General features: G+C 68.1%; 26 protein-coding genes. 16 read left to right on the top strand and 10 right to left on the bottom strand.

Going from position 1 to position 21,405, the window contains the following annotated elements; all coding sequences use genetic code 11:
* Positions 1-115 precede the first annotated feature (115 nt).
* The 14 genes from AB3X07_RS02125 to AB3X07_RS02060 all read left to right on the top strand — a co-directional run bounded on the left by AB3X07_RS02125 (position 116) and on the right by AB3X07_RS02060 (position 8,410).
* Positions 116-1,036 carry a lysostaphin resistance A-like protein gene (locus tag AB3X07_RS02125; protein WP_369942330.1) on the top strand — a complete coding sequence of 307 codons (921 nt, stop codon included), beginning with the start codon at positions 116-118 and terminating at the stop codon, positions 1,034-1,036.
* Between the two features lie 92 nt (positions 1,037-1,128).
* Positions 1,129-1,428, top strand: coding sequence for a hypothetical protein (locus AB3X07_RS02120; RefSeq protein WP_369942329.1), 300 nt, complete (start codon positions 1,129-1,131; stop codon positions 1,426-1,428).
* 256 nt (positions 1,429-1,684) lie between these two features.
* On the top strand, positions 1,685-2,062 hold the full coding sequence (locus AB3X07_RS02115; RefSeq protein ID WP_369942327.1) for a hypothetical protein: 378 nt from the start codon (positions 1,685-1,687) through the stop codon (positions 2,060-2,062).
* Positions 2,063-2,239: 177 nt separating this feature from the next.
* Positions 2,240-2,695 carry a hypothetical protein gene (locus tag AB3X07_RS02110; RefSeq protein WP_369942325.1) on the top strand — a complete coding sequence of 152 codons (456 nt, stop codon included), beginning with the start codon at positions 2,240-2,242 and terminating at the stop codon, positions 2,693-2,695.
* Positions 2,696-2,890: 195 nt separating this feature from the next.
* On the top strand, positions 2,891-3,277 hold the full coding sequence (locus tag AB3X07_RS02105) for a hypothetical protein (protein WP_369942323.1): 387 nt from the start codon (positions 2,891-2,893) through the stop codon (positions 3,275-3,277).
* Between the two features lie 28 nt (positions 3,278-3,305).
* Positions 3,306-3,593: a hypothetical protein gene (locus AB3X07_RS02100; RefSeq protein WP_369942321.1), complete on the top strand. Its 288-nt coding sequence runs from the start codon at positions 3,306-3,308 to the stop codon at positions 3,591-3,593.
* Positions 3,594-3,685: 92 nt separating this feature from the next.
* Positions 3,686-4,150, top strand: a complete 465-nt coding sequence (locus tag AB3X07_RS02095; protein ID WP_369942319.1) for a hypothetical protein — start codon at positions 3,686-3,688, stop codon at positions 4,148-4,150.
* 262 nt (positions 4,151-4,412) lie between these two features.
* Positions 4,413-4,673 carry a hypothetical protein gene (locus AB3X07_RS02090; protein WP_369942317.1) on the top strand — a complete coding sequence of 87 codons (261 nt, stop codon included), beginning with the start codon at positions 4,413-4,415 and terminating at the stop codon, positions 4,671-4,673.
* 49 nt (positions 4,674-4,722) lie between these two features.
* Positions 4,723-5,037 (top strand): hypothetical protein, encoded by a 315-nt coding sequence (locus tag AB3X07_RS02085; RefSeq protein ID WP_369942315.1) that lies wholly within the window; start codon positions 4,723-4,725, stop codon positions 5,035-5,037.
* 147 nt (positions 5,038-5,184) lie between these two features.
* Positions 5,185-5,694 (top strand): hypothetical protein, encoded by a 510-nt coding sequence (locus tag AB3X07_RS02080; RefSeq protein WP_369942313.1) that lies wholly within the window; start codon positions 5,185-5,187, stop codon positions 5,692-5,694.
* A gap of 110 nt (positions 5,695-5,804) precedes the next feature.
* Entirely contained in the window at positions 5,805-6,152 is a 348-nt protein-coding gene (locus AB3X07_RS02075; RefSeq protein ID WP_369942311.1) for a nuclear transport factor 2 family protein, read from the top strand.
* 192 nt (positions 6,153-6,344) lie between these two features.
* Entirely contained in the window at positions 6,345-6,995 is a 651-nt protein-coding gene (locus AB3X07_RS02070; protein ID WP_369942310.1) for a DUF2625 domain-containing protein, read from the top strand.
* A 109-nt stretch (positions 6,996-7,104) separates the two neighbouring features.
* Positions 7,105-7,572, top strand: a complete 468-nt coding sequence (locus AB3X07_RS02065; protein WP_369942308.1) for a metallophosphoesterase family protein — start codon at positions 7,105-7,107, stop codon at positions 7,570-7,572.
* A gap of 415 nt (positions 7,573-7,987) precedes the next feature.
* Positions 7,988-8,410: a hypothetical protein gene (locus tag AB3X07_RS02060; protein ID WP_369942306.1), complete on the top strand. Its 423-nt coding sequence runs from the start codon at positions 7,988-7,990 to the stop codon at positions 8,408-8,410.
* A 209-nt stretch (positions 8,411-8,619) separates the two neighbouring features.
* Here the strand turns inward: AB3X07_RS02060 and AB3X07_RS02055 are convergent, their stop codons facing one another.
* Positions 8,620-10,230, bottom strand: coding sequence for an SDR family NAD(P)-dependent oxidoreductase (locus AB3X07_RS02055; protein ID WP_369942304.1), 1,611 nt, complete (start codon positions 10,228-10,230; stop codon positions 8,620-8,622).
* A gap of 217 nt (positions 10,231-10,447) precedes the next feature.
* Positions 10,448-10,912, bottom strand: a complete 465-nt coding sequence (locus AB3X07_RS02050; protein ID WP_369942303.1) for a winged helix-turn-helix transcriptional regulator — start codon at positions 10,910-10,912, stop codon at positions 10,448-10,450.
* 88 nt (positions 10,913-11,000) lie between these two features.
* On the opposite strand from AB3X07_RS02050, the gene AB3X07_RS02045 reads away from it, so the two are divergent.
* The gene (locus AB3X07_RS02045) at positions 11,001-12,257 is read left to right on the top strand and encodes an MFS transporter (RefSeq protein WP_369942301.1); all 1,257 of its coding nucleotides are present in this window, start codon (positions 11,001-11,003) and stop codon (positions 12,255-12,257) included.
* 93 nt (positions 12,258-12,350) lie between these two features.
* Here the strand turns inward: AB3X07_RS02045 and AB3X07_RS02040 are convergent, their stop codons facing one another.
* From AB3X07_RS02040 to aroE, 8 genes are all read right to left on the bottom strand, one after another.
* Positions 12,351-12,905, bottom strand: coding sequence for an ankyrin repeat domain-containing protein (locus AB3X07_RS02040; RefSeq protein WP_369942299.1), 555 nt, complete (start codon positions 12,903-12,905; stop codon positions 12,351-12,353).
* A gap of 65 nt (positions 12,906-12,970) precedes the next feature.
* The gene (katB, locus tag AB3X07_RS02035) at positions 12,971-14,494 is read right to left on the bottom strand and encodes a catalase KatB (RefSeq protein ID WP_369942297.1); all 1,524 of its coding nucleotides are present in this window, start codon (positions 14,492-14,494) and stop codon (positions 12,971-12,973) included.
* A 392-nt stretch (positions 14,495-14,886) separates the two neighbouring features.
* A complete protein-coding gene (locus tag AB3X07_RS02030; protein ID WP_369942295.1) occupies positions 14,887-15,462 on the bottom strand; it encodes a DUF6624 domain-containing protein in 576 nt (191 codons plus the stop codon).
* A gap of 469 nt (positions 15,463-15,931) precedes the next feature.
* On the bottom strand, positions 15,932-18,061 hold the full coding sequence (gene dinG, locus AB3X07_RS02025; RefSeq protein WP_369942293.1) for an ATP-dependent DNA helicase DinG: 2,130 nt from the start codon (positions 18,059-18,061) through the stop codon (positions 15,932-15,934).
* A gap of 56 nt (positions 18,062-18,117) precedes the next feature.
* Positions 18,118-18,471, bottom strand: a complete 354-nt coding sequence (locus AB3X07_RS02020; RefSeq protein ID WP_369942292.1) for a hypothetical protein — start codon at positions 18,469-18,471, stop codon at positions 18,118-18,120.
* A gap of 78 nt (positions 18,472-18,549) precedes the next feature.
* Positions 18,550-18,876 (bottom strand): hypothetical protein, encoded by a 327-nt coding sequence (locus tag AB3X07_RS02015; protein ID WP_369942291.1) that lies wholly within the window; start codon positions 18,874-18,876, stop codon positions 18,550-18,552.
* Positions 18,877-19,004: 128 nt separating this feature from the next.
* A complete protein-coding gene (locus AB3X07_RS02010) occupies positions 19,005-19,334 on the bottom strand; it encodes a hypothetical protein (RefSeq protein WP_369942289.1) in 330 nt (109 codons plus the stop codon).
* Between the two features lie 29 nt (positions 19,335-19,363).
* Entirely contained in the window at positions 19,364-20,212 is an 849-nt protein-coding gene (gene aroE / locus AB3X07_RS02005) for a shikimate dehydrogenase (RefSeq protein ID WP_369942287.1), read from the bottom strand.
* 52 nt (positions 20,213-20,264) lie between these two features.
* Here aroE and AB3X07_RS02000 point away from each other — a divergent pair, with 52 nt between their 5' ends.
* Entirely contained in the window at positions 20,265-21,164 is a 900-nt protein-coding gene (locus AB3X07_RS02000) for a TolB family protein (protein ID WP_369942286.1), read from the top strand.
* Positions 21,165-21,405 lie beyond the last annotated feature (241 nt).

Raw genomic sequence — 21,405 nt, 5'->3', positions numbered from 1 at the left:
CAAGCCGAACCCGCTTCGCGGGTCGGCTTAATTCAGGCGTTAGACCGACCTGCAAGATCACGACCCGGCTGCAGATTCTCTGCCCCCTGACTCGTCCCTATCCAGCAAAGATGCCATGTCTTCTGATCGTTTCGACCCAAGCCGCCCCCTTCCTGCAGAATCGGAAGGCATCGCGCGCCAGCGCATACGCGTCACCTTCCGGATGCTTGGCTCGCTCCTGCTGGGCGGAGTGGCGATCATGGGTTCGGTATTGGTCTTTCGGCAAGGCCTGCTACCACTGATCGATACGGTGTTCCAGCCTGGACCCGCATGGCTCAGCGTGTTCAGACGTGCCGGCATCATCCTTGTGGCCATCGTGGGCTACTGGGCCTATGTGCGCTGGCATGAAAGGCGCAAAGCGACCGAGCTGCAGCTGCAGCCGGTTCCCCTGATACTTGGCGGTGTAGGCGGCGCCGCTCTGGTAGCGTTGCCGATCGCCATGCTGTTCGCGTTCGGCGCCTACGAACTGGTGCTGTTTCGCGGCGCCTCGCCGGCTCTGCTGGGCGTGGCGGCCTTCATTGGAATTGCGGCCACCCTAGAAGAGCTGGTCCACCGGTGCCTGCTGTTTCGTCTGCTGGAGCGGGCTTGGGGAACAGTGGTGGCATTGGCGGTGCAAGCGGTGCTGTTCGCCCTGCCGCACTTGGAGAACGTGGCGCACGGTGGACCCGGCGATGTCGTAGCCATGCTGATTTCGGTGACAGTGCTGGGCCTGCTATGGGGCGGGCTGTTCGTCCTGACGCGCAACCTGTGGGTGGTGGCCGCCAATCACGCAGCATGGAACTTCACCATCTTTCTCAGTGGCGTGCCGCTTTCCGGCATCGAGGACTGGCGCGCCGTAGCGCCGCTCGAAAGCCGCTATGCCGGGCCCGACTGGCTGACCGGCGGGATGTTCGGTCCGGAAAGTTCGCTGCTGGTGATCGTGTCAGCCACAGTCGTGGTTGTGCTGTTGCTACGCACGGCACGACGGCGTGGCGCCTTCCTCAAGCCGGCGGCCTAACAATTCGTTCAAGGCGACGTGCGTACCTCACGCGCCCTAACTCCGGCGTTAGGCCCGCAACCTACTCTCCACAGCGATCTGCCAAATAAGCAATGGATCACTCCCTGCAAATCATCGCGCCAGGCGCTCGGCCACCCTACTTTCAGGTTGCCGAGCACCTGTGGGGCGTCGGTTGCGATATCGACTCTGACGGCGACAGCGTCAACCCAGAGGATCGCCAATGGACAGAGCTAACCGTTTGCTTGCGCAGCAATCCGGGGCAACGGGTGGACATAGAACCGATTTCCATTGACCCTTTGATTCTGGTGGTTCGCTCTTCGGATCAATCGCTTTGTCGGCAGACAGCAGAGTTCATCGCTTCTGTCGCTGGCGGCGAGGTCCAGCGGGCCTAACAACTCATCCAAGCCGACGCTGCTTCGCGGCGCGCCTTAACTCAGGTGTTAGGTTGCGCAGCCGTGACTTCACGCACTGAAAGATCGAGCAGAATGGAGGTCCGCCACGGGCAGGATTTCGCTCCCTAAGGGACCCGGCTGGCCCACCGCCTGCCCGGCGTGGTCCGCAGTATCTGATGGCACATGCCTGTCTCCAATGCCGCCTGAGCTTCAAACGCGCACTGCGCCCGGATGGCGCACCGTCGCCCTGCCCCACGTGTCGCGCGCCACTTTCGCCGATGGGGCGCGGCTTTATGGCTCCGCTTCGGCGCGATCTCGACGGTTGGAAGGCGGTGCAGCTTCTCTATCAGGCAGGTTTTCGCTTTCCGTCGACTACCTGCAGGGCAACGCCATCGCTGCCACGGAAGAGCCGGTGCGGGAGGTCTACCACGAGCGCGACGGTGACTGGCAGTTCCTGTGCGGCACCACGCTCGACGAAAAGGATCTCAAGTTGGTCTGCCTAGGCTGCATGGTCGAGACCGACCATACGATCGCTGAGCTCGCCGACCTGCCCGCGGGCTGGTGCGCGACCCGGCAAGAACCCGGCTGCGCATGGTCGCGAGTTCCTTACGACGAGGACGACGAGGACGCATAGGATCGCTGACCGAACTACTTCCAGCGCTGGAGGTTGAGACATCTTGGGGATCGACAGCGCAATACGGGGCTTTCCGACCCGTGCGGCGATGGCGCCGCCCTGCCGGCCTGGCTAGAATCCGGGCCGACCACGAACTCGCCTTAGCAACCGAAGACAGCCACGATGTGCAGATACGCGATGCACACCTACAAACAACATTTTGCGTGCATGACGTGCCGCAAGGCATTTCGCAAGCCCGCGATCGCGGACTTCATCGAGCAATCGCCGCTGAAGGCCGCTTATCTGCGTATCTGCCGTGCGGCGTCTGCGTCGGCGCGTGCGCAGGCGGAAGAAGCGAGCGGCATCACGCTGGAGCAGATTCATGCCCGTTATCTGTCCGACGTGTCGACATGCCCGCAGTGCGGTGCGACCATGGCTTCGATGGGGATGGACTTCCGTCCACCGCCGCAACGAGCGGAAGAAGCGTGGAGCATCATCCAGACGCTCTATGAGCACGACTTCGCATTCAAGGGATGCGGTTGCGGCGTCGGCTACGTTCCCCCTACGCGTAAGAGCGAACTCCCCGCATGGCTGCGCCAGCACACGCCCAAACGCGGGGGCAAGGCGCTGCTGAGTAGGATCATGGAAAAGTAGGGTCAACAGCCGGTATCCCCTGCCGTTTCGCGCAGACGGCAACGCCGCCTTCTGGAACGCAGGGATGCATGCGCAAAGTGCGGCCAGGCGGCGCATCCAGGCTGATACAGTGAACGGCACAACTCGGAAGAAAATGGCATGAGGAAGCCTCCTCGCAACTGGATCGAACATGTCCCGGACTGGCGGGAGGAACCCATGGCCTATTGGGTTCATATGGAGCAGCAAGGCGCTACCTGGTGTTCGTCCACGGCATATACCCCACCGGCACCGCGCCCCGCGGGCCGTGCCGGCTACCCCGTGCTCTGCGTCGAATCGCAGGGCTTCGTGTTTCGCTTCTCCTCTCGCGAGCAACTGGCCGAATGCGTGCAGGTGCTTGGCCGCAAGCTCCTTCCCACCTCGCGCCGCCTGTCGGTCCTGCGCGGCGGTGGGCACGGCCCCAACAGCCACTGGCTCAGCCGCTTGCCTGGGCACATCAAATCTCCCAAGATCCGCCAACGCGCCGTGGAGGATCTGCATGCCGTCATCCAGGCCATGGCGCCCGACCATCCGTTCAAGCCCGAGCCTTTGCACGGCGCGGCTTGACCAGCGATCAGGCCCGTCAGGAGGACGCATGGCAGGCAAGTTTCTGAAGCGCGGCGACATCGTCGACGTGATCAAGAGCGCGGAGCGGAACAACGCGCTCCAGCGCCGCATCGGCCTGCCGAGCCGCGCGTTGCGCTTCATCCCCTGCAGCTACGCCGATCCGGACTGCGGCAGCTTGCAGACGATCGACCTCGCGCATACCCGCCCTGCCATGCAGGGCTGCGACCCGCTCATTCGCACGGACAACAAGGCACGGGCATCTGTCAAACGCGGCCGGACCAGGGCGGCATCGAGACCACCCCGCGGCTTGGCCTGATCCAGCGCCGGGCGTGCGTAGGGAGATACGCTCCTCTCTCACGCGCTCCGACCACACCGAACCGCCACCCGTTGACCCAAGCATTGGGAATCATGGAAGCAACGCAAAAGCTCCAGGAGCAACTCGGCAAGATCGTCAGCTACGACGACTTCCGTCAGGCCTGCCATCAAGTGGCCAGCATGGCGCACGACACCCAGTTCCAGGCGTTATGGTCGCTGGCGATTCTTCGCCCCGACGGTCGCGCCGTTGAAATGGCGGGCTACTTGCTCGCGGAGCTGCAGCCGGATCCGGATCGGGGCCTCGCCTCGCTGATGGCGCAGATCCATGCCTCCGGACTGGACGCGAGCAACCGCTTCGTTCCGTTCTATCTGGTCGCGCAGTTCGGCAGGCGATGGGTCGTGCAGGCGGCGTCGGACTTCATCGCGTCCCTGCCACCGGGCGCGCCCCGCTCGCGCGTGGATGCGGCGCGGTACTGGGCATCGATTCCCGCATCCCAGCTGTGCAAGCCACTCCACGACTGGGAGGCGCGGGACCTATACGGAATAGCGGAAGACTGAATCGGCTGACCCGACAACGCCTGGTTGCGGCGGTGCCATCTCCTGCCTGCGTTTTGTTGCGCGCTGCTTGGCGCCCCGCCATTTCGCATCGCACCATGGCACTGTCGCGCCGACAGCGGCTTCCGCTGCCGCGTCGCCCGACGCGGTGCTTCCCTTTGCTGTGGCACACTCTGCATAGGCGGCAATGCCAGGGAGCGAGGGTGCACGATCAGCGCCACGCGGTCATGTATTGCCCTTCAAGCCTCAGGCCGCGGAGCAAGCCATGCGTCACTTCAGGAAGCTATGCATTGTGTTGTTTTCGACGGGATGGATCGCGCCGATGTGGCTCGCGGCATTCTTGTTCGTCGACTTCTGGCAGACGGAGGGTTGGCCGCGTCTGCTCGGGCGCAATCCCGGCAACTCCTTCGAATGGTTCGGCCCCACCAAAGCCTGTCTCGGCATCGGCTTCGCCTGGCTGGCGGCGGTGGTCGCATACTGGGCGTGGCTTGGAGCGAGCGAGCGCGATGAGCGGCGATCGGCCTGAGCATTCGCCCGCGCCACGTCGCGACGTGACTGGATTCCGGCGATAGCGCATGTCCAGATACTGCAGCTACTGCGGGCTTGCGCTTCAACAGGTCGGCGACTTCCGATCGCAGTGGCTCACCGTTTATGCGTGCCCCAGCGGCGCGCCGCTGCACGCGTTCGTCGAGGTGGGCGACGCGCGCCGGGTGTTCCCTTTGCTGGATCTCAGTGCCGGGGTGAAGGATCGGTTGCTCGGCGCAGAGCCCTCGCTGGTCCAGCTTGCCGTGTCGCGCATTCGGATGATCGACTACAAGACGGTGAGCATCGTCGGCTTCGAGCAAACGCTGCTCGGCCTGCATCCTGAGGACGACGATGCGGCGACATAGCCCGGTGCTCATGCCCGCCCACGCCGCTCGCCGCGCTCGGCCCGGTTCCACGTCAGTCGGTCCATGCTCCCTGCACCGAGGCAGGACGGCTGTCCTCTCCACTCCATCCGTCTCCCAACCAGGCCTGGTTCGGCCACTGGACCTCCCATGAAATCCATCATCGCCCTGCTGGCCATGCTCATCAGCGGCCCCACGTTCGCGGCGCAGCCGTACGCCATGCAGAATCTCATGCTGCTGCAGCCGGACAGCGTGCTGAGCCAGCGCGTCCAGGTCGACGACCTCTCCAACTTCATCAAATCCGTCAACGCCGCCGCGCAGGCCAGTCTGTCGGAGGCGGCCAAGCCAGCGCCTGCCGCCGGCTTCATCGTGGTCGCGGTGCGGCCCGGCGGACGCTCCAAGGTCTGGCTGGATTTTTCCCCGGCCCTTCCCGCGCCGGTCTCCACGCGGCTGGCAACGTCGCTGGAGCGGGTGCCGCCGTTCCAGGCCAAGGGCGGCGTCGTGGTCTTCGCGATCAACACCACGCTGTGGGGCGCCGCACCAACCACGCGTCCGAGTCCGTCGCCGCAGGAATGGAAGGACGCGATGCGCGGAGCCGACCGGTCGATGGAGATCGGCGACCTCGTCGATCTGGCCTGGCCGGCCAAGCCGGGCGACTGACAGTCCCCGTGCGGCGACGGAGAAGGCGCGTTGCGCGGCACGTGGCGTCATGACGGAACGGCAACGCGCGGTTCGCTAGCGTGCACGCATCCGTCGATCGGGAAAGCACCATGTCGGACCTGCACAAGGAAACACTGAACAAGGCCAACGCGGCCATCTCCCGCGCAGACTTCGATGGCTTCCTTCGGCATTGCACCGAAGACACCGTGTGGAACTTCATCGGCGAGCGCACCTTGCGCGGCAAGGACGCGGTACGCCAGTGGATGACCGAGGCGTACAAGGCGCCGCCGGTGTTCCAGGTGCATCGCATGATCGCGGAAGGCCCGTTTGTTGCCGCGATCGGCGAGATCACCCTGAAGGATGCGAACGGGCAGGCAACCACGCACGCGTACTGCGACGTGTGGCGCTTCGAAGACGGCCTGATGGCCGAATTGAACGCCTATGTGGTTGCATCCTGAGGTCGGCGGCACCATTGTGCGACTCCGCCCGCCCAGGTTGGATCGGCAGACCATCGCCGCGCGCTGCTGAGGCCGTGTGCAGGATTGCACCGCTCGAACGCGGTGGCGTCGCGCGGCCGGCAGCCACGCGGTTCGACCAATCAAGCTTCCACCCCATTTCGCAACATCCGCAAACCGGATGCAGGACGCCGCATGCGCACGCTTCAAGAGTTGATCGACCACGACGACCCGGCGATGCCGCTGGTGCGGCAATGGCTTGCCGAAGCCGAGCGTCCGTTCGAACTGCTTCCGCCGTCATCGCAGCGCGGGGATGCGCTGGTCGGCCTTCAGGTCACGACGCGGTCGCCGATGGGCGCGATCGCGTACGAGACCGGCGGGCTACTGATCGACCACGGCTGGCTGCGCATCCTCGGGTCCGGCCATCCGCGTCTGCCGCGCGACATCGTCGGCTGGAACGCCGGCCGCTCTTCCGGGCATCTCATGGTGGCGGACGATCTGGTCGGCGGCTTCTTCGCGATCAACGGCGGCGGCCTGGGACAGGATCCGGGCGCGATGTACTACTTCGCGCCCGACACGCTGCAATGGGAAGCCATGGAGATCGGCTACTCCGATTTCCTGCGCTGGGCGCTCAGCGACCGATTGGGCGTCTTCTACGAAGGGTTGCGCTGGCCCGATTGGGAGACCGACGCGCAGCAGGCCGGCGGCGACCAGTGCTTCAGCTTCTTTCCGTTTCTTTCGACCGAGGAAGGCTCCGTTACACGCAGCTCCCGCACGTTGGTCGACGTCGCCGAGCAGTATGCGCTTCACACTGAACTCGCCGGCCAATTGGGACGTGCGGAATGAGTGAGGCCGGTGCTCGCGCACGAGCGACGCGGAAGCAACACCGCCCGACGACACAACCTGACGTCTCCGCCGGTTAGGCTAGCCATCTCTCTCCACTGCGGGCAGCACGATGCCTCCCACCCGCCCGCTGCGGATCGGCCTGATCTCCGACACCCATGGGCTGCTGCGGCCGCAGGCACTTGCGGCGATGCAGGGCTGCGCCGCGATCGTGCATGCCGGCGACATCGGCAAGCCGGAGATCCTCGATGCCCTGCGCGCGATCGCGCCGCTGCATGCGATCCGCGGCAACATCGATACCGCACCGTGGGCACAGGCGCTGCCCGAGACCCTGGACGTCGAGATCGCCGGCGTGCGCCTGCACGTGCGCCACGATCTGAAGACTCTGGCGCAGGTGGCGGCCGATGTGGACGTGGTGGTCGGCGGGCATTCGCACATGCCGTCGCTGCAGCCACGCGATGGCGTGCTGTACATCAATCCCGGCAGCGCCGGCCCGCGCCGCTTCCGCCTGCCGATTAGCGTCGGCTATCTGCATCTGGCCCCCAGTGGCGTCCGCGGAGAACTGCTGGATCTGGGTTAGCGCCGCAGCTGGCGACAGTTTGGCGCGACACCCGGAGCGCCTCACACGCGCCCCCATGGAACAGACACGGCAGACACGATCGCAGTAAGTACATCGACGCGCACGCGCCACTGGGCACGGGGCGCACACGCGAACGATCGGGTATCTCCCGGCGGCACTATTCGGTCAGACGCTTGGCCGCGGCCAGCATCGCAACCGCGTCACGGCGGAGCTTCATCGGGTAGCGGCGCCCTGCGCACGGTTGCCGCTGTCGCCGGCGCCAAACTCCGCTACAGTTGGCCTGGGCCGCGGATGCCGACCGGCATCGGACGGACGGGGAACAGGGCGGATGCCGCGCGGGGGCGCAGGCATCGCGTGCAGCAGTGCGATACAGCCGGTGCGATGACGCGCATTGCCGGCGCGATGGGGAGGAGCTATGTGGAAAAAAATCGGCGGCAGCTTCGGCAAGCTCGGCCTCGGCAAGATGACCGGGGACGAATACCAGGCGAACCTCAACGGCATGAACATGTTCTTCGGCGCCGTGCTGGGCCTGGCCCTCACTGGCACCGAGAAGCTCGGCAACTGGCAGTTCGGGGTGGTGCTGGCGATGCTTGCCGGCATCGTCGTCTCCATCCTCTTCATCACCAGCAGCCGGCATCGGATCGCCTACGCGATCTATACGGTGGTGCTCGTGCTGACGTTCCCGGGAATGATCGACCTGATGCTCAAGGGACACGACATCATCCCCGGCAAGGTCCAGCCCACGCTGATCGTGTGGACCGCGATGACCATCCTGGTGGAATTCTGGGGCCGCGAGAAGGACGGCGCAGCGGCGCCGGCCCGCACCGAGACCGAGTAGCGCGGTAGCGTACTGCCTGTCCTCGCGCCGGCGGGCGCGAGGCAAGGCGTCCCGCACGGCCGCGATACCGCTTCCAGCCGTTCCATGCGCAGCGGCGCCTGGCATGGGCTATCGCTCCCGCGCGCCCCAGCGGCGTCTGGCCGTCACCGGGACGAGCGCGCAACGCGGCGCCGGATGCACCGATGTCGCCGTCCTCCCCGCGGCCAGCCTCACCAATCCGTCGGCGCGTAATCCTTCAGGAACTGGCCCCACACGTGCTCGCCGGTGTTGAAGCCATGGATGATCGGGTCGACGATGCGCGCAGCGCCGTCGACGATGTCCAGCGGCGGATGGAAGCGCTCTTCCTGCACCTTGCGCGCGGCGATCTCGGCCGGATCCTCGTCGGTGACCCAGCCGGTGTCCACGCTGTTCATGTGGATGCCGTCGTTCTGGTAATCGGCCGCCGAGGTCCGCGTCATCATGTTCAACGCGGCCTTGGCCATGTTGGTGTGCGGGTGCCGGGTGGTCTTGAAGTTGCGGTAGAACTGCCCTTCCATCGCCGAGACGTTGACGATGTGCTTGTCGCGCTCGGGCGTGCGCAGCATCAACGGCTTGAGCCGCGCGTTGATGATGAACGGCGCGATGGCGTTGACCAGTTGCGTCTCCAGCAATTCCACCGACGGCACCTCGGCCATCAGCAGGCGCCACGAATTGCGCCCGCGCAGGTCGACCTGCTGCAGGTCCTGGTCCAGGCGACCTTCGGGAAACAGGTGTTGCTGGCCGAGCAGTTCATCGGCCAGCAACGGCACCTGCGACAGTTCGGCGGCGCGGGTCAGGCCATCGGCGCCGCTGATGCCATGGCCCAAGCCCGCCGGCAGCGTGGTCGCCGACGCGGCCGGCAGCAGCTCCGGGCTGCGCAGGCCTTCGTAGTGGCCGACCAGGCGACGCACGTGCTCGGGCAGTTCGTGCAGCGCGGCGGTCTCGCCGGCCATCATGTGCGCGTAGAACTGCGGCGGCCGGCGCACGGTCTGGCAGGCGTTGTTGACGATGAAGTCCAGGCGCTCGCGCGTGGCCAGCAACTGGCTGCAGAACGCCTCGACGCTGGGCGTGTGGCGCAGGTCCAGGCCGAATACCTGCAGGCGGTGGCCCCACTCGGCGAAGTCCGGCTCCTGCGCGTAGCGCGCGGCCGAATCGCGCGGGAAGCGCGTGGTCACGATCAACTCGGCGCCGGCGCGCAGCAGCTTCAGGCCGGCCTGGTAGCCGATCTTGACCCGGCCGCCGGTCAGCAAGGCCACGCGCCCGCGCAGGTCGGCGGTCTCGGTGCGCTTGAAGTAGTTCAGCTCGGCGCAGGCCGGGCACATCTGGTCGTAGAAATGGTGCAACTGGGTGAACTTCTGCTTGCACACGTAGCAGTGGCGCAGCTCGGGCGAGTGGGCCGCCGCCGGTTCCTCGGCCGCGGCGTTGCGCGCATCGTGCAGGCCGGCGGCATGCGGCGGGAAGTAGTTCGGCGTGCTGAACACCGGCTTGCGCCGCAGCGCGCGGATGCCGGTCTGCTCGAGCAGCGCCTCGGCCTTGCGCACCTTCTCCTGGTGGCGTTCGCGCGCCTGCTGCTTGAGCAGTTGCCGGCGCGCCTTGGGCTCGGGGTGATAGACCTTGGCGACGACCTGGTGCAGGCGCACGCGGTCGGCCTCGGGCAGCGCGTCAAGCACGCTACGGTCGGCGTCGATGGCTTCGAGCAGGTCCAGGGCGACGCGCAGGCGCTCGGTGAGGGGCAGGTCGTCGGTGGCTGGGGGCGAGGCGGTGGTGTTCAAGACGGATCCGGAATGAGCGGCGGCAGCCATGGCGAAGGCGCGGCGAAACGCCGAGGGAGACAGCGGGTGGCGACGGTGCGGCAGGCCCGGGGGTGGCGGCGCGCGGAAGGCGGGCGACGGACCGGGACAGGCTGGTCCGGCAGCATTTTCGCCGATCCGGTGCCGCCAGCGCCATGCCTGCTGCGCCACCGTCGCCTCGCGACGGCTGACGCGCGTAACACGGCAGGGCTGACGCCGCGGTACGCGGTCACCTGCCGCCGTCGGCAACGTCCAGCTTGCGCAGCAGCGTCTGTTGCGGCGTGAGCGCGCGGCCGGCGCCATCGCGCGGCAGCATCGCCGGCAGCGGCTTGCCGGTGCGCCGATCGAGCAGGCGCGAGTGCGCCTCGCCCGGCGCGAACAGGTGCCGCTCGCCCCATTGGCGCAACGCCAGCAGCAACGGGAACAGTTGCTCGCCCTGCTCGGTGAGCACGTATTCCTGATAGGCGCTGCCGTCGGCCGCGGGCCGCAACGCCAGGATCTGCGCCTCGACCAGCCGCCGCAGGCGGTCGGCCAGGATGTTGCGCGCCACGCCCAGGCTGCGCTGGAAGTCGCCGAACCGGCGGATCCCGTCGAAGGCGTCGCGCACGATCAGCAACGCCCAGCGCTCGCCGAGCAGGTCCACCGTGCGCGCCACCGGGCACGGGGGTGCCGGGTCGTTGCTGCGTCTGGCCATGCGTGCTCCCATTCGATCGCGACTATCCGGTTGCATTTTAAAACCAACTCGACCACCTTGTGTGGTTTTTAATTGCAACCGGATTGCGATGTCCGCACCCTCGTCCGCCCCAGCCGATCGCGACCCCGTCGCGGCGCTCGCCGCGCCCCCGCTGCGCCGCGCGCAGGTGCTGCTGTTCGCCTGCGCCAGCGGCACCAGCGTGGCCAACGTGTACTACGCGCAGCCCTTGCTGGATGCGCTGGCGGCGGAATTCTCCATCGACCCCGGCGCGGTCGGCGGCCTGATCGGCGCGACCCAGGCTGGGTGCGCGCTGGCCCTGTTGCTGGTGGTTCCGCTGGGCGACCGCTACGCGCGGCGCCCGTTGATGCTGTGGCAGGGCGCCGCATTGCTGCTGGCGCTGCTGGCCGTGGCGGCGGCGCCGTCGCTGCCGGTGTTGGTGGCCGGAATGCTGGCGCTGGGCTTGCTGGGCACCGCGATGACCCAGGGCCTGATCGCCTATGCCGCGGCCAGCGCCGCGCCGGCGGAGCGCGGCCGGGTGGTCGGTGCCGCGCAGGCGGGCGTGGTCATCGGTCTACTGCTGGCGCGCGTGCTGGCCGGCGCCATCGCCGACCTGGGAGGCTGGCGTGCCGTGTATGCCGTCTCCGCGGCGGCGATGCTGGTGTTGCTGCTGGCGCTGCGGCTGGCCTTGCCTGCGCTGCCGCCGCCGCACTCTCCGCCCGGCTACCTGGCCTTGCTGCGCTCGCTGCTGCGCATGCTTGCGCACGAACGGGTGCTGCAGCTCCGTGGCGGCATCGCCCTGCTGCTGTTCGCCAGCTTCTCGATCTTCTGGACCGCCTTGGTGCTGCCGCTGAGCGCGAAACCGTATACCTATTCGCACGCCACGATCGGCGCATTCGGCCTGGTCGGGGCGATCGGCGCGCTGGCGGCGGCGCGCGCCGGCCGCTGGGCGGACCGGGGCTGCGCGCAACGCGGCAGCGGGGCGATGCTGGTCCTGCTGCTGGCATCGTGGCTGCCGCTTGCGATGGGCATGCAGTCGCTGACGGCGCTGATCGCCGGCATCGTCGCGCTGGACATGGCCGGTCAGGCGATCCATGTCCTCAACCAGAGCCTGATCTTCCGTGGCGACGCGCAGGCGCACAGCCGGCGCGTCGCCGGCTACATGCTGTTCTATGCGCTCGGCAGCGGGCTGGGCGCGATCGGCTCCACCACCGCCTATGCGCGTTTCGGCTGGGCCGGCGTGTGCACGCTGGGCGCGGCGACGAGCGCGGCGGCGCTGCTGTTCTGGGCAGCGACGCGGCGCTGGATGCCGGCCGAACCTGGCGGCGAGCGTGGCGCTACGCGCTAGCCGGGTCCGACCGGTGTGCGCACGAACCCGTGCCGACGCACCGCCCGCCGCTCGCCTGGCGCCCGGAGCGCGGCACTTACTGCCGCCGATGCCTCAGCGCGCCGGCGCCTGCGCGAACTCGCCGCGCTGCAGCTTTGCCACATCGTTGCCTTGCGCGTCCCTGGCCTGCAGGTCGGCGCCCTTGGCGGCGAGTTCCTTCAGCACTTCGGTGCGCTGGAACAGCGCCGCGTACATCGCCGCGGTCTGCCCGGCGTTGTTGCGTTGGTCGGGCGCGCACTCGGCCTGCATCAGCCGCTTGGCGATCGCCAGCTCGCCCTTGAAGATCGCGCCCATCAGCGCGGTGTTGCCGCGCTTGTCCTGCGCGCACGGATCTGCGCCGGCGCGCAGCAATTGCTCCACCGCCGGCTGCTGGCCGTGATAGGCCGCCAGGATCAAGGCGGTATAGCCCTTGTCGTCGCGGGTGTTGAGGTCGTAGTGCGCGCGAATGAACTCGGCCAGCATGTCCTGGCGGCCTTCGCGCGCCGCGTCGAAGAAATAGTCGCGCAGTTGCGCCTGGACCGTGGCCGGGTCGGCGGCGACCGGCGCCGGCGCGGCCGTGGCGGTCGCGGCGGCCAGCAGGCCCAGGGCGAGCGGAAGCAAACGGGGCATATGCGATCTCCGGCAAGGAAGGCGCGATGCGGCGACCAACGCAGCCGCACCGCGCGGGGAGGCGATCAATCCTGCAACTGCGCGGCCAGTTGCTTGACTCGCGCCAGGTCGCCCTTGGCGACGCGGGCGACGCCGCTGCCGTAGGCCGGGTCGGCCTTGTACAGGAACGAGAGCATGATGTGCTTGCTGGCGTCGTCGGTGCCGGCCAGCGATTCGCCGAAACTCTGGATCAGGTCCTGCTGTTCCTTCTTGCTGTAGCTGCGGAACAGCTCGCCGGCCTGCTTGAAGTTCTGCTCGCGTACGATCTTGGCCTGCTGGGTGGTGCCCGACAGCGGCAGCTGGCTGTAACGCGCGTTCGGATCCTGCGGCCGCGGGCTGAGCCGGCTCGGCTCGTAGTTCACGCCGCTGCTGGTGCTGCCGGCGTTCATCGCACCGTCCTGGTTGCCGTTGTTCACCGCCACCCGCGGCCGGTTCACCGGCAGGCTCAGGCCATTGGTGCCGACGCGGTACAGCTGGGTGTCGGCGTAGGAGAAGATGCGCCCCTGCAACAACCGGTCTTCCGAAGGCTCGATGCCCGGCACCAGGTTGGCCGGCGCCATGGCCACCTGCTCGGTCTCCTGGAAGAAGTTGTCCACGTTCTTGTTCAGCACCATCTGCCCGATCTTGCGCTCGGGCACGTCCGGCCAGATCTTGGTCGCATCCAGCGGGTCGAAGTCGAACTTGGCCAGGTCTTCCGGCTTGAGCACCTGGATGTACAGATCCCACTTGGGATAGTCGCCGCGCTTGATCGCGCCGACCAGATCGTTGGTCAGGTGGCTGTAGTCCTTGCCCTGCACCTGCACCACCTGCTTGGGATCGAGGTTCTTGATTCCCTGCAGGCTCTTCCAATGGAACTTGACGTAGTGCACCTCGCCCTGCGCGTTGACCAGCTTGTAGGCATGCACGCCGTTGCCGTCCATGAAGCGGTAGCCGGCCGGCGTGCCTTCGTTGGAGTACAGCAGGGTCAGCGTGCGCGTGGCCTCGGGCACGTGCGAGAAGAAATCGAAGCGGCGCGCATCGTCGTCGAGGTTGGTGCGCGGGTCCGGCTTGAACGCGTGCACCATGTCCGGGAACTTGATCGCGTCGCGGATGAAGAAGGTCGGGAAGTTGTTGCCGACCAGGTCCCAGTTGCCTTCGCGGGTGTAGAACTTGGTGGCGAAGCCGTGCGGATCGCGCAGCGTTTCCGGCGAATGATTGCCGTGCACCACCGAGGAGAAGCGCACGAACACCGGAGTCTTCTCGCCGACGGTGAACAGCTTGGCCTTGGTCAGATCGGAGATGTCGGCGCTGGCGGTGAACTCGCCGTGCACCCCGGTGCCACGCGCGTGCACCACACGCTCGGGAATGCGCTCGCGGTCGAAGCGCTGCAGCTTCTGGATCAGTTGCACGTCCTGCAGCAGGGTCGGGCCGGTGGCGCCGGCGGTCTGCGAGTTCTGGTTGTCGCCGACCGGCGCGCCGTTGTCGCGGGTGAGCGTGGACTGGGCGAACCCGGCGGGAACGACCAGGGTCTGCGACAGCAAGGCGAGCACCAACAGGGTTGCAGGGCGCATGGCGTCAGTTCGTGTGAAGGGAGCTGCATCATGGCGGCGGTGCCGCGCGCGGAGAATTCGTTAGTTGCTATGGTCGCGATAGGCGCGATGGATGCTTGGCCGCAAGCCGTGATTGCGGTCGCCCATGGCGCGTGGGATCGGTTGCAAGTTGAGCGCGCCACGCGCCATTTGCCAGGCCCAGGCGCGGTGCAATCGACCGCAAATCGTAGACGCCGTGGTAACGCGCTGCGCCGTGCGGCTTGGCCGATGCCGGAGCGAGGCACCAGAACCGCCATCGCGTCGACGCCGGCAACGCCGTCATGCATCACCGTGCCTGCGGGATGCGCTCGGCATCGCGCAGACGACGCGGCGAGTGGGCATCCCACGCGCCGCGTCCTGAGGCGGGGCCGGCGCTACGGCTTTTCCGTCTCGTCCGGCAGCCCCATCGCCGCGCGGCGCTGCTGCAACTGCTCGGGCTGTTCGACCTCGAACAGGCTGCCGTCGGCCTTGCGCTGGCTCCCGTACACCTGCGGCTGACCGGCCAGGATGCGGTTGCGGTCCACGAACAGCGCAAGGTCCGCCTTGCTGTACAGCCCCTTCTGCGCGGCCGCCTCGATGCCCTGGAGGAACGTATCGCGAAACGCCCGATCCGGCGCGTGCTGCGCAAGCAGGAAGCCGGCATGCGCGCCATCGACGCCGACGGCCGCGGCATCGGGAAACCCGTACTTGGCGATCAACTCGGAAAGACGCGCCTGGTTCTGCTGCTGCGACGCGTGGATCTGCATGGCCAAGGTGCGCGCCAGTCCAGGATCGCTCTGCAGCTGTTGCGGCGTGTATTGCTTCAGCGTTTCGGCGCGGATCTTCTGGTCCGCCTCGGCGAGCTGCAGCAATTGCTGCCGGTAGTCGGTATTGACGCTGGCGCCGGGCGTCGTCGCCTCCGACCGGGGCGCGGCATGCAGGCCGGCGGAAAACGCGATGACGACCGTCATTGCGGCCAGGCGCAACCTTGGTGTTGACATAAGAACTCGATCCATGGGTTCTGGCGCGCACCCGCGAGGCGATGACCTGTTGCGCGGCTAGGGAAGCGGGAAAATCCACGATAGCAAGCCACTGCCGTGTGCACCAGCAACCTGCGTCGCCTGTGCCGGCGTCCAGCCGCGCATGCCTGGCGATGCAGGACCGCGGTACCACCGACGGCCTCCTCCAGGCTGCCACCATGGCGCGTAGCGGGGCGTGTCAGGCTGTGGACCTTGGCGGTGGGCGCGCGCTTGGCGGCGCTGCTCTCTACTGCGGCGGGGGCAAGGTGCAGGTGAGCGCGAAATGCCGCCGTGACCCGCCACCGGCTGCGCCGGCGCTGCCGCCACGCTCGCGCCGTGGAGCGCTTCCACACGCCACCGCGGGTCCTGCTGCCACCGTTCGAACGGCAGCGACGACGCCTTCGCCGTCGCCGCTACCCCGCTAGCCGATCACGCGCTTGAACGGCGGCAGCGCGTCGATGATGCGCTTGCCGTAGCGCTTGGTCAGCAGGCGCGAATCGAGAATGACGACACGGCCGTGATCGCTGGAACTGCGGATCAGGCGCCCGGCGAACTGGGTCAGCGTGCGCAGCGCGTGCGGCACCGCGATCAGGTTGAAGGCGTTGAGGCCGCGGCTCTCGAACCATTCGCCGAGGGTGGCGGTCTGCGGATCGGTCGGCACCGCGAACGGCACCTGGGTGATGACCACGGTGGTGCAGGCCTCGCCCGGCAGATCCAGGCCTTCGCCAAAGGAATTGAGCCCGAACAGCACCGAGCCTTCGCCGGCGCCGATGCGGCGCATGTGCTCGCCGATCATCTGCGACTTGGAGCCCTCGCCCTGCACCAGCACGCGATTGCGCTGCGCGACCGGCAACAGGTCGGCCACCTTGAGCATTTTCCAGCGCGAGGTGAACAGCACGATCGAGCCCTTGCCCCAGTCCAGTTCCTTGACCAAATAGCGCGCCACCTCGCGCGGATGGCCTTCGCGGTCGTCCGGCGCCACCGGGAACTTCGGCACCACCAGCTCGGCCTGGTTGGGCAGGTCGAACGGCGAGGACAGCGACACCATCTCCGCGTGCGGCGGCAAGCCGTTGTCGATCGCCAGCGCCTGGAAATCGCCGCCGCCGGTGAGCGTGGCCGAGGTCAGCACGGCCGAGTCCACCTCGCTCCACAGCAGCGCGCGCAACACCTGCGCCGCCGACACCGGCGAGCAATGGCAGACCAGGTCGGCATCGCGCGAGGCGGTGATCCAGCGCGCCATCGGCGCCTGCCCGTCCTGGTCCTCGCGACGCCAGCCCAGCCACAGCGCGTATTGCTGTTCCACCATTTCCAGCGCCATGCCCAGGCTGCGCTGCAGGCGCTCCTTGGCCGCGTCCTCCTGCTTGGACTTGGCCACCAGTTGGTGCGCGGCCTGCACCCAGTTGAGCAGGGCGGCGGTGTCCTGCGCCTGCGCTTCGATCAGCGGCCTCCATTGCTCCGGCAGGCGCCCGTTCGGCGCGCGCCACATCGGCTCGTCCTGGCCCGGTTCCGGTACCCAGGCACGCTCGATCTCGGCGCGGAACGCTTTCAGGCCCTTGCTGACCTGGGTCGCCAGCTCGATCGCCTCGTTCGGCAACTGGTTGCCGATGGTGTCCTTGTCGGCGAGCCGATAGGCGGCGCCGACCAGCGCCTGCAAGCGCCCGGTGCGACGCGCCATCTCGTCCAGCGGCAGATTGGCCGCGCCCTGGTCGATGGCGACGCCGGCGATGTGATGGCCCTCGTCGAGCACCAGCAGCATGTCCGACGGCGGCGCGATCAACGGCTGGCCGTTGTCGCTGTCGCCCAGCGACAAGGCCGACAGCAGCAGGGCATGGTTGGTGACCACGATCTGCGCCTCGCGCACGTCGCTGCGCGCCTTCAGCACCGGGCACTGCACCGCGAACGAACAGCGGCGCCCGGCGCAACCGGCGGCGTTGGTGGTGATACGCGCGCGCAGTGACGGCGGGATCGGCTCGGGCGCCGCGTCGAGGTCGCCGTTCCAAGTCTTGTCGGCATAGGCCTTGGCCAGCGCCCGCGCCTGCTCGGCTTCGGCCGGGCTCAGCGGGCGGTCGTACAGCGGCGCCTCGTCCTCGAACATGCTGTCCTGCGCGGCCTCGCCATGCAGTTCGGCGACGTTGCGCGCACACAGGTAGCGGGTGCGGCCCTTGGCCAGCGCCACCGTCGCCTCGATGCCGGTGGCCTTGAGGAAGGCAGGGATATCGCGCTCCACCAATTGCGACTGCAATGCCACGGTGCCGGTGCTGATCACCAGCTTCTTCTTGCTGGCCAGCGCGATCGGCACGCCGGCGGTGAGATAGCCCAGGCTCTTGCCGACGCCGGTCGGCGCCTCGGCCACGCCGACGCCGCCGGACGTGCCCAGCGCGCGCGAGACCACGCCGATCATCTGGCTCTGCGCACGGCGCACCTTGAAGCCCGGCGTGTTGGCCTGCAGCTTGGTGTAGGTCTCGCGGATCGCCAGTTTCAGCGGTTCGGTCAGCTGGCGCTGGGGCGTGTCGGCGGCGCGGGGCGCGGCCGCTGGGGCGTCATCGTTCATCGCGGCATTTTCTCACGTCTGGTCGCAGTCGCCGCGACCGCGCATGCGCACGCCGCTCAGTCCCGCGCCACCTCGCGCTTGCGCGGCAGGATCAGCCACAACGCTTGCAGCAGCAACGCCAGGCCGATCGCGAACAGCAGGTCCTGCAGCAGCCGGATCGCCGGTTGCACCCACAGCACGATGCCGGGAGACGGGAAGCTCAGCTGCCACGCGCTCACCACTCCTCCCAGCAGGCGCGGCAGCAGCACCTGCGCCAGCAGCACCACCAGTCCCCACTGCAACAGCGTGCGCGGTCGGCCGGGCGCGCAGCGCCACAGCAACAGGAAGCCGAGCAGCAGGACGCCGAGCCTGGCCGCCAGGCCAACGCTGCCGGCCAACAACGCAACATCCATGAACCGTTCAACGTGCATCGCGATCATCCCGGCCACGGCAAATGGCCACGGCAGTGTAGCGGCGACGGCGACGGCCGCCGCCAAGGCGCGCGCAGGCTAGCGCGATAAGGACAGGCGCAGCGCCAACACCACCAGCAGCATCGCCACCGCATGCAGCAGGGTCAGCACCGCATGCACGATGCCCAGCAACACCATGTGGCTGGCAAGATTCACCGCATGCACCGCGGCCCACATCGGCAGCAGCAAGGTCAGCGTTCCGCAGATCCCGCCGACCAGCAGCAGGCTCAATCCCCACAGCGCCAGCGTGCGCGCATGGCCGCGGCGGCGCGTGGCCACCATCGCCAGGCCGACGCTGAGGACGATCAGGATCGGCAGCTGGAGGGCCACCGTGGTCAACATCGAGATCAGGATTCCAGTGTCCATTGCAATCTCCGGCGGCTGTGGAACGACGCGCCGAAGCGCGGATTTGGCATTGTCGCCAACGTTGATGGACCCGCGCGACGTCGCGCGGTGCCCCGTCCCACTTGGTCCGTGGCACCGCCGCCGCCCAGTTAGCGCGGCGGCAGGGCGAACCGCAGCGCGAGCACCACCAACAGCACGCCCACCGCGGCCATCAGCCCGGTGAACGCGCGCAGCACCGAGAAAGCGACCGCGTACTGGCCGAAGCTGGCGCCCTGCGACAACAGCCAGGCCGGCAACAGCGACAGCGCGGTGCCGACGATGACGACCAGCAACAGCAGTCCCAGGCCCCACAGGCCCAGGGTGCGCGGGCGGCCGGCGCGGCGCGTGACCAGCATCCCCATGCCGATCAGGTAGACCAGGAGGACGGGGATCTGGAACACCACCGTCTTCAGCAGTTGCAACAGGATTCCATCTTGCATACGGGTATTCCAGGTTGGAGAAGCGAGGCTCAGTCCGCGCTGACCAGCACCGCGTCGCGCGCGCGCAACGCGGCGTAGACCGGATCGGTATCCGGGCGCACGCCGTGCCACTGCTCGAAGCTCTCGGCCGCCTGCTCCACCAGCATGCCCAGGCCGTCGACGGTATCGCGGCACTGCGCCGCGCGCGCCCAGGCCAGGAACGGGATGGCGACCTCGCCGTAGTTCAGGTCCACCGCCAGGGTCATGCTGTTGACCAGCGACAGCGGCAGCGAGAAGCCCGCCGCGTCGTCGCGACCGGCGGCGGTGGCGTTGACGATCAGTTCGAAATCGCCCTGGTCGCGCAGGTCTTCCCAGTAACGCGAGATGGCCCGCGCCGGCTCGCCCAGCGCATCGACCAACGCATCGGCGCGCTCGGGCGAGCGGTTGACGATCAGCAGTTGCTGCACGCCGGCCTCCAGCAGCGCCGGTGCGACGCCGCGCGCGGCGCCGCCGGCGCCCAGCAGCAGCGCGCGGCGGCCGCGTAGATCCAGGCTGTTGCGCCCGGTCAGATCGCGCACCAGGCCGGCGCCGTCGGTGTTGTCGCCATGCCATTGGCCATCGCGGAAGCTGAGCGTGTTGACCGCGCCGGCGCGCTGCGCGCGCGCGCTGTGAACCACGCTGAGCGCGTAGGCGGCCTCCTTCAACGGCAGGGTCACGTTGGCGCCCACGCCGCCGTCGGCGGCGAAGGCGGCCAGCGCGGCCGCGAAGCCGTCCGGCATGGCGTCGATCGCGTCGTAGCGCAGGGCGATGCCGGTCTGCTTGGCGAAGTCGGCATGGATGCGCGGCGACAGCGAATGGGTGACGGGATGGCCGAACACGGCATAACGGGATGTGGGCATGGAACGCTCGTTGGTTGTTTTAGACTGGTCGCGACATCCGAAGGAATCCGACATGCGGACCCCCGCCCTGACGCTCGCGCTGGCCGCGAGTTTACTCTGCGCGCCGTCGGCGTTCGCGCTTTCCGAGTTCGGCATCGAGGGCATGGGCGTGGTTTCGACCAAGGCCGACGAGACCCGCGCCAGCGAGTCGCCCGACGGCCAACGCATCGTCTGGGCCAGCCCGGACCGCGCCGGCGGACCGGGCGGCGGCGACCTGTGGCAGGCCACGCTGCGCGACGGCCGCTGGGCCGATCCGCAACCGCTGCCGGCACCGCTGAACTCGCCGGACGCCGACACCGACCCGTTCTTCAGCGCCGACGGGCGCTGGCTGTACTTCGCCTCCACGCGCGCCGGCGGCCACGGCGGCAGTGATTTGTACCGCGCGCCGGTCCTGGCCGACGGCCGCTACGGCACGCCGCAGAACCTCGGTGCGGCGGTGAACTCGCGCGGCGACGACCGCAGCCCGACGCTGTCGCTGGACGGCACCCGGCTGCTGTTCGCCAGCGACGGCCACGGCGGTGCCGGCGGCCTGGACCTGTTCGTCGCGCAGTGGCAGGGCCAGGCCTTCGGCCCGCCGCGGGCGCTGGACGGGGTGAACAGCGGCGACGATGAATCCGATGCGGCCTGGCTGGGCAACGGCCGCGCGCTGGTGTTCGCGCGCGGGCGCGCGGCGCAGGGCACGCAACTGTTGCTGGCGCAGTGCGGCGGCGGGCGCTACGCGCAGCCGCAGCCGCTGGCGCTGTCGTTCAACGGGGCCGAGGGCGACACCCGCGGCGCGGTGCTGGATGCCTCCAAGCCGAGCGAGCTGCTGGTCGTCGGCAGCGCCAAGGCGCCGAAGGCCGGCAAGCGCGACGTATACCGGATGAAGGCGCCAGCGGCGAGCGGCAGCGACGAGTGCGTCGCCGGACGTTGAGTGGCGCTGCGGGCGTCGGTGGGGCGGCATCGCTAGGTGCGTGATCACGCCGATCGCCGACAGTGCGGATCGATTGCTCACCTAATCTTGCTTGTCACGCATTCGCCGGCCGCACGTCGCGTCGATGCTCACATCGCGCGGGCCGCGGTGCCGTGGCGCTGCTGGAATGCCTGCACGCTTAAGGTGATGGTCGCGGCTGAAGCCGCTCCTACAAAAAGCCTTAACGCGCGCGGCCGAAGCC

Origin of the sequence: Xanthomonas sp. DAR 35659, from assembly GCF_041242975.1 — a bacterium.
GTDB classification, from domain to species: Bacteria; Pseudomonadota; Gammaproteobacteria; order Xanthomonadales; family Xanthomonadaceae; genus Xanthomonas_A; species Xanthomonas_A medicagonis.
Note: the sequence above shows the minus strand (reverse complement) of the source record. Positions and strands in the feature narration are given on the sequence as shown.